Annotated in this window: 5 protein-coding genes; 2 read left to right on the plus strand and 3 right to left on the minus strand. The window is 68.2% G+C overall.

Annotated features, from left to right (window positions below):
- Positions 1-75 precede the first annotated feature (75 nt).
- From DW309_RS08220 to DW309_RS08230, 3 genes are read right to left on the minus strand one after another with little or no spacing between them, the layout of a single operon-like run.
- On the minus strand, positions 76-1,002 hold the full coding sequence (locus DW309_RS08220) for a carbohydrate ABC transporter permease (RefSeq protein WP_205812677.1): 927 nt from the start codon (positions 1,000-1,002) through the stop codon (positions 76-78).
- A gap of 2 nt (positions 1,003-1,004) precedes the next feature.
- Complete coding sequence (locus tag DW309_RS08225; protein WP_136045098.1) at positions 1,005-1,976, minus strand: carbohydrate ABC transporter permease; 972 nt, start codon at positions 1,974-1,976, stop codon at positions 1,005-1,007.
- Between the two features lie 29 nt (positions 1,977-2,005).
- The gene (locus DW309_RS08230; RefSeq protein WP_136033332.1) at positions 2,006-3,253 is read right to left on the minus strand and encodes an extracellular solute-binding protein; all 1,248 of its coding nucleotides are present in this window, start codon (positions 3,251-3,253) and stop codon (positions 2,006-2,008) included.
- A gap of 301 nt (positions 3,254-3,554) precedes the next feature.
- Here DW309_RS08230 and DW309_RS08235 point away from each other — a divergent pair, with 301 nt between their 5' ends.
- Positions 3,555-4,454, plus strand: a complete 900-nt coding sequence (locus DW309_RS08235; protein ID WP_136045099.1) for an SIS domain-containing protein — start codon at positions 3,555-3,557, stop codon at positions 4,452-4,454.
- A gap of 25 nt (positions 4,455-4,479) precedes the next feature.
- The coding region (locus DW309_RS08240; protein ID WP_168387226.1) for an ROK family protein at positions 4,480-4,796 on the plus strand (317 nt) is incomplete at its 3' end.

A 4,796-nucleotide genomic window follows, 5' to 3' on the forward strand; every position in this document is an offset into this window, starting at 1 on the left:
CGCGCTCGGGGTGCGCTGGAGTCCGCAGCAGCTGCGCGCCGCCGCGGCCCCCCGCCCCTGAACCCGCCCGCGCGGCTACTTCACGCTGCCCGCGGTGAGGCCGCCGACCAGGCGCTTCTCGATCAGCATGAACAGGATGATCACCGGCAGGATCGCGACGATCGAGACGCCGAACACGTACTGCCAGCTGGTCTCGTACTGACCCACGAACTTCGTCAGCGCCACCGACAGCGGCTGGTTCTTGTCGGTCGACAGGATCACGAGCGACGCGGCGAACTCGTTCCAGCAGGCCACGAAGGTGAACACGATCGCGGTGACGATGCCCGGCCACACGAGCGGCAGGTTGATGCGGAAGAGCACCGTCAGGCGTCCTGCGCCGTCGATCTGTGCCGCCTCATCGACCTCCTTGGGGATGCCCGCGAAGAAGGAGTGCATGATCCACACCGCGAACGACAGGTTGAACGCGGCGTTGATGAAGATCATCGCGGCCCACGTGTCGCCGAGGCCGAGCGTGGTGAACTGCCGGAACAGACCCGACGTGAGCACCGCCGGCTGCAGCATCTGCGTGACGATCACGAGGAACAGGAACACCATGCGGCCGGGGAACGTGAACCGCGCCGTGTAGTACGCGGCCGGGAGCGACACCAGCAGCACGAGCAGCGTCGCGAACACCGAGATGACGATCGTCGACACCAGGTTGTACGGCAGCGGCGTCTCGGGCGTCGACCACATCGTGAGGTAGTTCTCCCAGTGCCACTCGGTCGGGAGGTAGGTCGGGTCGACCGAGCGGATCTGCGCCTTGGTCTTCACCGAGCCGAAGAACATCACGAGGTACGGCAGCACGAAGATCGCCAGCACGAGGAACCCCGCGGCCGTGCGCAGGACCACGCGCGGCAGCGACACCTGGTCGGCGGTGTAGCGGCGCCGACGGCCGGGGATCGGCGGGGTGCGGCGACCACGGGATTCGGCGGTGGTCACGAGGGCGGTCTCGGTCACGGTCACGATCAGACCTCCTTCATGGGCTTGACGATCTTCACGTACGCCGCGACGATCACGATCACGATGAGGAAGGCGACGACGGACAGGGCGCTGGCGACGTCGACCTTCTTCTGCAGCTCGATGTACTTGAAGATCAGGGTCATGATCGTGTCGGCGCCGTAGCCGGGGATCGACCCGGTCATCACCTTGAGGATCGGCAGCGAGTTGAACACGTTGATGATGTTGATGAGGATCGCCACGGCGAGGGCGCTGCGCAGCTGCGGCAGCACGATCGACCAGTAGGTGCGGGCGGGACCGGCGCCGTCCATCTTCGCGGCCTCGATCGCGTCGGCGGGCACGGCCTGCAACCCGGCGAGGATCGTGTACGTGGTGAACGGCAGCGACACGAACACGGCGATCACGATCGACCAGGTGAACGCGGTCGCGGGGTTCTTCGTCCACCCGTAGCCGACCGCGTCGTCGGAGAGCCCGATGTCGTAGAGGAACTTGTTGAAGATGCCGAAGTACGGCTCGAGGCTGTAGTAGAACACCATGGTCGTCATCACGACCGAGGCCGCCCACGGCACGATGACGGCCATGCGCACGAGCTGGCGCCCGGGGAACGCCTTGTTGAGGATCTGCGCGAGCCCGAGCGAGATCACCACGGTGAGCGCGACCACCGACACGACCCACACGATCGTGCGGAAGAAGATGGGCCAGAACTCCGCGAACGTGAACACGGTGACGAAGTTGTCGAAGCCGACCGAGCCCTTGTCGAGCCCGGAGAGGGAGATGTCGCGCGTCGAGTTGAAGAACATGACGCCGGCGGGGAACAGCACCACGCCGATGATGAGCACCAGTGCCGGTGCGATCCAGGGCAGCGCCTGGAGGAGGTCCCGTCCGCCGGGGCGACCGCGACCGGCGGCCCCGGCGTCGGGGGTGCGGGGGCGGCCGGTCGCCGCCCCCGCGAGGTTCGAGGATTCTGTGGTCTGGCTCATGGGATACCCGAACCTCTCCGTTCTGCGGGTCAGCCCGCGTCGACCTGCGCCTGGATCTCGGTCAGCACGTCCTGTGCCGGCTTCGACTGGAGCTGACCGAACAGCGACTTGAACGCACCGTCGGCGGCCGACCACTTCGGGTTCGTCGACGGGTAGAACTGCGCGTCGGGCAGCACGTCGAGGAACGGCTTGAGCGCCTCCTCGCCGGACAGCTTCTCGGCGCCGGACTTGGTGACGGGCAGGAAGCCCTCGGCCTGCACCCACGGCACGTACACGTCGGGGGCGTAGTAGTAGTCGAAGAACTTGGTGATCGCGTCCTTCTTGTCGTCGTCGTTCTGGAACGCCATCAGCTGGTCCATGACGCCGAGCGTGAACGGCGAGCCGTCCTTGGTCGGGATCGGGACGATCGAGTAGTCCAGCTCGGGGTTGCTGTCGGCGATCTGCCCGACCGTGGGCGGCAGGCCGACCTGCATGCCGATCTTGCCCTGGATGAAGATGTCCATCAGCGGGGAGCGCTGCGTGGAGCCCGGGTCGGCCTGGGTCGCACCGGCGTCGATCATCTTCTTGATCTGCTCGGCACCGACGAGGTTCTCGGGGGTGTCGATCGTGATCTCGGACGCGTCACCGAACGAGCCGCCGCCGCCCCACAGCCACACGGCCGCCTCGGCCTGTGCCTCTTCCGAGCCGAGGGGCATGCCGTATCCGGCGACCCCGCCGCCGAGCGCGGAGACCTTGGTGGCCGCGTCGAGCAGCTCGTCCCAGTTGGTGGGCGCCTCGACGCCCGCCTGCTGCAGCAGGGTGTTGTTGACGAAGAGGGCGCGCGCGGAGGCGATGAGCGGCAGGGCGTAGGCCGTGCCGTCGATCTCGGCGTTCTTGATGAAGGAGTCCTGGAAGTCGGAGTAGACCTCGTCCGACACGACGTCCTTGACCGGGTAGAGCAGCTCGTCGCCGACGAACCCGGCGAACGGCCCGCCGTTGTAGATGTCGGGAGCCTCGCCCGCCTGGATCTTGGTGGAGATGACCTTCTCGAGGTTGTCCCACGACTGCACTTCGAGCTTCACGTCGATGTCGGGGTTCTCCTTCTCGAACCCGTCGATCACGTCTTCCCACAGCCCCTTCGTCGCGTCGGAGTAGCTGGGGACGAGCAGGTCGAGCGTGGTCTTGCCGTCGGCGTCCCCGCCGCTGTCGCCGCCCGAACCGCCGAATCCGCACGAGGCGAGCGACAGCGTGGCGACGGCCGCGACGGCAGCCGCCCCGAACCGCAGTGACTTCTTCATGGGCATTGCATTCCTCACTGTGTGTGCCGTGGTCGGTGGGCGGGCGAGCCGCCGTCCGACGGAGCGGGGGTGGTGCACAGTCGCAGAACACTCTTCACGCGACGGTGCGTGGTGATCGATCGCGGTGAGGGCGACCTCTCGGGTCAAGCCGAAGCTTGGGTGGAACGTACAGATTATTTGTCAGGCAAACAAACAAAATCAAGCATTCGCCCGATCTTGCTCGATGGTGGTGACATACTATGATCGAAACGCACCCGAAAGAATCACAAATACGCAACTACTCGTCTGAAAGGGTCGACCGATGACCGAAAACCTGCCCGGCGCGCACATGCGCGAAGAACTCCTCTCGCAGCCGGAGATGTGGCAGCGCGCCGCCGATCTCACCGCCGAGCAGGGGCGGCTGCCCGCCCGCGGGGCCAGGGTCGCGGTCGTCGGATGCGGCACCTCCTGGTTCATGGCGCAGTCCTACGCCGCGCTGCGCGAGTCCACGGGACACGGGGAGACCGACGCGTTCGCGGCCTCCGAGGCCTTCGTCGACCGCGGCTACGACGCCATCGTCGCCCTCACGCGGTCCGGCACCACGAGCGAGGTCCTCGACCTGGTCGAGCGCGTGCGCGGACGCGTGCGCACGGTGGGCGTGATCGGCGACCCCGACTCCCCGCTGGTCTCGCTCGTCGACGACGCCGTGCTGCTGCCGTTCGCCGACGAGCAGTCGGTCGTGCAGACCCGCTTCGCCACCACGGCCCTCGCCCTCTTCCGCGCCTCGCTCGGGGAAGACCTGAGCGGGGCGATCGCCGACGCGACCGCCGTGCTCGCCGAGCCCGAGGTCGACGCCGAGCTGCGTAACGCGGAGCAGTACACGTTCCTCGGACGGGGCTGGACCATCGGGCTCGCGCACGAGGCCGCCCTCAAGCTGCGCGAGTCGTCGCAGTCGTGGACCGAGGCCTACCCGTCGATGGACTACCGCCACGGCCCGATCGCGATCGCCGCCCCCGGCCGCGTCACCTGGCAGTTCGGCGACGCCCCCGACGGGCTCGCCGACGAGGTGCGTGCCACGGGCGCCCGCTTCGAGCACCGCGCCATCGACCCCCTCGCCGACCTCGTGCGCCTGCACCGCACGGCCCTCGACCGTGCCCTCGCGCGGGGACTCGACCCCGATCAGCCGCGCAACCTCACGCGATCCGTCATCCTGGATGCATGACCCGCGCACGCACCGGAGCCGAACGATGACCCCGATCGACGGAGCGGACGCGATCCCCGACGTCGAGAAGGACGCCTCCGGCGAGACCCTCGCCGCGGTGCGCTCGCTCGGCCCCGGTGCCCCGGCGCTCGCGTTCGACGTGGGCGGCACCGACATCAAGTCGGCCCTCTTCGACGCCGACGGCACGGCGCTCGGGCTGCGGCGCACCCCGACGCCCGTCGTCGCCGGCGACCGCACGCACGCGATCCTCGACCGGCTGGACGCGCTCGCCGCCGAGCTCCGCGACGCACACCCCGAGGTCGTGCCGCAGGCGGTCGGCCTCGTGGTGCCCGGCATCGTCGA

This window comes from Microbacterium sp. K41, assembly GCF_004794395.1.
Classification (GTDB): domain Bacteria; phylum Actinomycetota; class Actinomycetes; order Actinomycetales; family Microbacteriaceae; genus Microbacterium; species Microbacterium sufflavum.